Below are 5,826 nucleotides of genomic sequence, written 5' to 3'. Positions count from 1 at the left end.
ACGACATGCGCGATGCGCCAAGCCGCGTGCTGATGGAAGCCCTATGGGCCGCCGGCGCCAATGTACGTGCGTTCGACCCGGAAGCCATGCAGGAAACCCAGCGTATTTATGGCGACGAGCCACGCCTGGCCCTGTTGGGCACCCCGGAGTCGGCCTTGAGCGGCGCCGATGCGCTGATCGTCTGCACCGAGTGGCAGCAGTTCAAGGCGCCGGACTTCGATCTGATCCAGCAGCGCCTGAAAAACCCGGTGATCTTCGACGGTCGTAACCTGTACGACGGCGAGCGTCTGGCCCGTAAAGGCTTCAAGTATTTCCCAATGGGTCGCGGTGACTCCTGCGAGTTGCCCATTCCCCAGCAAAACTGGGTACCACAGGTCAAGGAAGACTGATACGTGAACAAAGCTCAACCGCCCCTGCTGAATGCAACGATTCGTTACCAGTCACTGGGGCTTGGGCTCTTGGCACTGGTGCTGTTCATCGCCGGCAACTGGCACCAGGCGATCATCGGGTTTGACTCGCGCTTTGTGTTGTTTGCCCAGGAAATGCTGCGCCATGGGCCGAGCTTTTTCCCTACGACCTACGGCCAACCCTATGCCGACTACCTGGCGACCTCAACCCTGCTGACCTGGCTGCTGTCCTTGCCGCTGGGCCAGGTCACCAGCCTGACGGCCTGGCTGCCGACGGCTATCGCCTCGGCATTCATCGTGGTCCTGGTGTATCGCCTGACCGCGCCCTACTCCCCGCGCTGGGGCGTGCTGAGCATCGCCATGTTGCTGCTCAGCAGCACGTTCATCAGCGAGACCCGTGCGGTCTCCCTGGACCAGATGCTCGCCGCTGTCACCTTGACGGTGTTTTACCTGGGTTATGCCCACGATCATTTCGGTGCGGCCAAGCGTCTGCATTGGCTGTTCCTGCTGGTGATTCTGGGTTTTGCCATTCGCGGGCCGATCGGCCTGGTGATTCCTACCGGTGTGCTGTGCAGCTATTACCTGATCAACCGCCAATGGCGGCAGATGTTCAGCTTTGGCTTGTTGGCACTGGCACTGCTGGCCGCGTGTGTGGGCCTGTTGCTGCTGCTGGCCAAGCTCAGCGGCGGTGAAGTGTTCATGCAGGACGTCATCCGCATGCAGTTCCTCGGTCGCATGGATGGCACTGAAGGCTCCAGCGGTGTGCTGTATTACTTCACCAGCTCCATGGGCAACTATGCCTTGGCCTACCCGGTTGCACTCCTGGTGCTGTTGGTTGTAGTGATTGGCGGCCGACGCGAACCAGACCCGGCGTTGAAGCTGGTGCTCTATTGCGCGGCGGCTGGCTTGTTGGTGATGCTCGGTTTGTCGGTGCCCCAGGCGAAAAAAGCACGCTATATCCTGCCGATGCTACCGATGGCAGCGATTATTGCGGCGTACCCCTTCCAAGTGACTCAAGGACGGCTGTTCGCCTGGTTGCGCGGCTTGATGCTGGGTATCTGGACACTGTTGCCGGGATTGTTGGCAATCGGTCTGGTGGTTGCGCGCAAGCGTTACCCGGCACAGCTCGATAGCCTGGGCCTGATCTTCGTGCTGCTGGGCGTGCTTCAGGTCCTGGCGCTGCTGGCGTTGTTCAAGGCGCGGTTGCGTCCTTTCGGTCCGGCATTGGCCGCGGTGCTTGCGATTTGGTCCACCTATATCGTGGTCGTGGAACCGCTGGAGCGTTCGTTGTACGACACGCGTACGTTCACCCTCGCGGTCAAAACGCAGATCCTGCAGGAGCCCGCGCCGGTGGTACTGCATGCCTTGGGCAAAGACGCGAAAGCCATCAAGTTCATGGTCAACTTCGATTGTGACAAGGTGCCGCTGTTCACCCAATTGCCTGCCGAGCTGGCAGTGATCCAGGCGCCGGCCTGGTTGGTCATGAGCCAGTCTGACTTTGAAGGGCTCACCGATCCACGCCTGCGTTCGATCACGCCGACACTCACTGGGGAGTTCGACAAGAACCCTTATGTGCTACTGCATCTGGTGAAAACCGCACTTCCTTGATTGAATTTTCTGTCGCCTCGTAAGAAAGAACGCCCACTCCTCAACGAGTGGGCGTTTTTCATTATGCCCCCCAAGAAAACACCTACATACCTTTGCGTAACGGCCGCTGAACTTCCCCTTCCGGCGCTAGGAGACCAAATGTAGACTCGCTTGCCAAGTGCGTTAACTATCTACCGCCCCGCCTCCAGGCACGGGTTAAAGCACCCTGCATGACAACAAGGGCGCTGTAGGCCAAGCGCTGGTTTACTTCATTGAGAGGGCGATGCCGTGCGTGAGGATCTATTGCTAATACCGCTACCGGGGCTGGACCGGCTGATGGAGTTACGCGACGCCCTGGTGGCGTTGAAAGGGCCGCTGGCCAACGAGCCCGCGCTACAGGAAGATCTGCAAAAACGCTGGTTCAACGAAGAAACCTATAGCCGTGTGTTGGGTAAAACCAATGCACCGATGACACCCAAGGCCCCCGCTATCAGGTTCGACGAAGTGATTTGAATGCATTATTACTGCATTTAATCTTCATTAATATGCATTTGCGCCAATGGAGCAAGCTCGGCACACTGCGCAGGTTCCTCCCCCAAATGTTGGAACTTTCAAAAGGCTCTTCCGGGAAACCAGGCAGGCCTTTTTTTTCGCCCGCTGTTTACGGACCTCTTTTAATGCTCGCTCGCTGGTTACCCGCTGCAATCAATACCCGCCCTGCTGAATGGAGTCGTGCCGCTATTGGCATGGCCTTGGGCACGATGCTCAGTGTCTGGGTATGCGCCCAAGTATTTGGCATGGAAGTCGCCTTGCATCTGCTGGGCCCGCTGGGGGCTTCCGCGGTGCTGCTGTTTGCCGTGTCTTCCGGGGCGCTGGCACAGCCGTGGTCGATCATCGGCAGTTACTTGTGTGCCGGTGTCGTCGCGCTGCTAGTGGCTCGCGTATTGGGCCGCACCTTGGGCAGTGCTTGTCTCGCGGCAGGCATGACCGTTGTGCTGATTTGCTGGCTGCGCTGCTTGCACCCGCCCGCCGGAGGGTTGGCAATGACGCTGGTATTGGCAGACCCGGCATCCATCGCCCTCGGCTGGCATGAGCTGGCGCCGGTCATGCTCGGCGCAGGCGCTCTGTTGGCGTGTGCACTGGCCTACAACAATGCTACTCGCACGCGATACCCCAAGGGGCTCGTCGAGTCCCCGGCGCTCATACCGAGCACTCCATCACAGGCCGTAGACCCGATGATCACAGCCGAGGATCTGAAACTTGCCCTGGCCGAAATGGAGCAGTTCTATGACGTGGAACCCACCGAGCTTGAGCATTTGATTCACACAGCGCAGAGCCATGCACGACGCCGCAGTATCGGTGAAGTCCTCGCCAATCGCGCGGCGTGACAGCCCCTGCATAAATGCAAAAACGACCTGCATGATTCCGGGTTGTACTGGGCAAATTTGCACTGGTACGATCGCGAGATGGTTCGCCCGCGAACATCTTGATAAAGAACAATAAAAGCAGGGAGTTAGAGATGACTGCTCAGGTTTCATCCGAAGCAAGCAGCGCCGGTAGTCTTCAGGAGGAGGTATTGGCCGAGGTCCGCAACCACATCGGCCACCTCACCCTCAATCGCCCCGAAGGCTTGAACGCTATCACCCTGGACATGGTGCGGCGCCTGACCTCGCAATTGCAGACCTGGGCCGATGACCCGCAGGTTCACGCGGTGGTACTGCGCGGTGCCGGCGAGAAAGCTTTTTGCGCCGGGGGCGATATCCGTTCCTTGTATGACAGCTTCAAGAACGGCGACACCTTGCACCAAGACTTCTTCGTTGAGGAATACGCCCTCGACCTGGCTATCCACCACTACCGCAAACCCGTACTCGCCCTGATGGATGGCTTTGTCCTGGGCGGCGGGATGGGGCTGGTGCAAGGCGCGGATCTGCGCGTGGTTACCGAGCGCAGCCGTCTGGCGATGCCTGAGGTGGCCATCGGTTACTTCCCGGATGTAGGCGGTAGCTACTTCCTGCCACGCATTCCCGGCGAACTGGGGATTTACCTTGGCGTCACCGGGGTGCAGATTCGTGCGGCCGACGCGCTGTATTGCGGCTTGGCCGACTGGCACCTCGACAGCGCCAAGCTTGCGGAGCTGGATCAGAAACTCGATCACCTGCAATGGCGCGACTCCCCGCTCAAGGACCTGCAAGGCGTTCTCGCCAAACTCGCGGTGCAGCAATTGCCTGAACCTCCGCTGGCAGCCTTGCGCCCCGCCATCGACCATTTCTTCGCCTTGCCGGACGTGCCCAGCATCGTCGAGCAACTACGCGTCGTGACCGTTGCCGACAGCCATGAATGGGCGCTGACCACCGCCAACCTGATGCAAACCCGCTCGCCGCTGGCCATGGCCGTCACCCTGCAAATGCTGCGTCGTGGCCGTCACCTGCCGCTGGAGCAGTGCTTTGCGCTGGAGCTGCACCTGGATCGACAATGGTTCGAACGTGGCGACCTGATCGAAGGGGTTCGCGCCCTGATCATCGACAAAGACAAGAGCCCTCGTTGGAACCCGTCGACACTCCAGGACCTGGACGCCGGCCATGTCGATAGTTTTTTCCATCACTTCGCGTCGGTTGCGAGATAAGCCATGCAAGATCTTGAATACACAGAAGAACAAGTAATGATCCGCGACATGGCGCGCGATTTTGCCCGTGGTGAAATCGCCCCCTATGCCCAGGCTTGGGAGAAAGCCGGCTGGATTGACGACGCGCTGGTAGCGAAGATGGGCGAACTGGGCCTGCTCGGCATGGTGGTCCCGGAAGAATGGGGCGGCACCTATGTCGACTACGTCGCCTATGCCCTCGCGGTCGAGGAAATTTCCGCCGGCGATGGGGCTACAGGCGCACTGATGAGTATCCATAATTCAGTGGGTTGCGGGCCAATCCTCAACTTCGGCACACAAGAACAGAAACAGACCTGGCTGCCTGCCCTTGCCAGCGGCCAAGCCATTGGTTGCTTCTGCCTGACCGAACCCCAAGCCGGTTCCGAAGCCCATAACCTGCGCACCCGTGCAGAACTGCGCGATGGTCAGTGGGTGATCACCGGCGCCAAGCAGTTTGTCAGCAATGGCAAGCGCGCTCGGTTAGCCATTGTGTTCGCGGTCACCGACCCGGAGTTGGGCAAGAAAGGTATCTCCGCGTTCCTGGTGCCTACCGACACCCCGGGCTTCGTGGTCGACCGCACCGAACACAAGATGGGCATTCGTGCCTCGGACACCTGTGCCGTGACCCTCAACCAGTGCACCGTGCCCGAGGCCAACCTGCTGGGTGAGCGTGGCAAGGGCCTGGCCATTGCCTTGTCCAACCTCGAAGGGGGTCGCATTGGGATTGCAGCCCAGGCTCTGGGTATCGCCCGTGCGGCGTTTGAAGCAGCGTTGGCCTATGCCCGGGATCGTGTGCAGTTCAACAAGCCAATCATCGAGCACCAGAGCGTGGCCAATCTGCTGGCAGACATGCAGACCCAACTCAATGCCGCACGCTTGCTGATACTGCACGCCGCACGCCTGCGCAGTGCTGGCAAGCCGTGTCTCTCGGAAGCGTCACAAGCCAAGCTGTTTGCCTCGGAAATGGCCGAAAAGGTCTGTTCTTCGGCGATGCAGGTACATGGCGGGTATGGCTACCTGGAGGATTACCCGGTGGAGCGCTACTACCGGGATGCACGGATCACGCAGATTTATGAAGGCACCAGCGAGATTCAGCGGATGGTGATTGCGCGGGAACTGAAGAACTACCAACTCTAATTGACACCCTGATAACTAAATGTGGGAGGGGGCTTGCTCCCGATAGCGGTGGAT

General features: G+C 59.6%; 6 protein-coding genes. All 6 read left to right on the top strand.

Annotated features, from left to right (window positions below; all coding sequences use genetic code 11):
- The coding region (locus ACRESD_RS23420) for a UDP binding domain-containing protein (RefSeq protein ID WP_431753077.1) at window positions 1–389 on the top strand (389 nt) is incomplete at its 5' end.
- A gap of 3 nt (window positions 390–392) precedes the next feature.
- Entirely contained in the window at window positions 393–2,015 is a 1,623-nt protein-coding gene (locus ACRESD_RS23415) for an ArnT family glycosyltransferase (protein WP_431753076.1), read from the top strand.
- Window positions 2,016–2,318: 303 nt separating this feature from the next.
- Entirely contained in the window at window positions 2,319–2,507 is a 189-nt protein-coding gene (locus tag ACRESD_RS23410; protein ID WP_431753078.1) for a hypothetical protein, read from the top strand.
- Window positions 2,508–2,671: 164 nt separating this feature from the next.
- Window positions 2,672–3,382, top strand: a complete 711-nt coding sequence (locus ACRESD_RS23405; protein ID WP_431753075.1) for an HPP family protein — start codon at window positions 2,672–2,674, stop codon at window positions 3,380–3,382.
- A 131-nt stretch (window positions 3,383–3,513) separates the two neighbouring features.
- Window positions 3,514–4,617 carry an enoyl-CoA hydratase/isomerase family protein gene (locus tag ACRESD_RS23400; RefSeq protein ID WP_431753074.1) on the top strand — a complete coding sequence of 368 codons (1,104 nt, stop codon included), beginning with the start codon at window positions 3,514–3,516 and terminating at the stop codon, window positions 4,615–4,617.
- A 3-nt stretch (window positions 4,618–4,620) separates the two neighbouring features.
- Entirely contained in the window at window positions 4,621–5,772 is a 1,152-nt protein-coding gene (locus ACRESD_RS23395; RefSeq protein ID WP_431753073.1) for an acyl-CoA dehydrogenase family protein, read from the top strand.
- The last annotated feature ends 54 nt before the right edge of the window (window positions 5,773–5,826 follow it).

The sequence above is a fragment of the Pseudomonas sp. genome (genome assembly GCF_050739995.1).
In the GTDB taxonomy this organism is placed as follows: Bacteria; Pseudomonadota; Gammaproteobacteria; order Pseudomonadales; family Pseudomonadaceae; genus Aquipseudomonas.
Note: the sequence above shows the minus strand (reverse complement) of the source record. Positions and strands in the feature narration are given on the sequence as shown.

Bases quoted from the DNA above. Each gene is read 5' to 3' on its own strand.
- ACRESD_RS23405 (WP_431753075.1), top strand. From the start codon at position 2,672: ATGCTCGCTCGCTGGTTACCCGCTGCAATCAATACCCGCCCTGCTGAA.
- ACRESD_RS23400 (WP_431753074.1), top strand. From the start codon at position 3,514: ATGACTGCTCAGGTTTCATCCGAAGCAAGCAGCGCCGGTAGTCTTCAG.
- ACRESD_RS23395 (WP_431753073.1), top strand. From the start codon at position 4,621: ATGCAAGATCTTGAATACACAGAAGAACAAGTAATGATCCGCGACATG.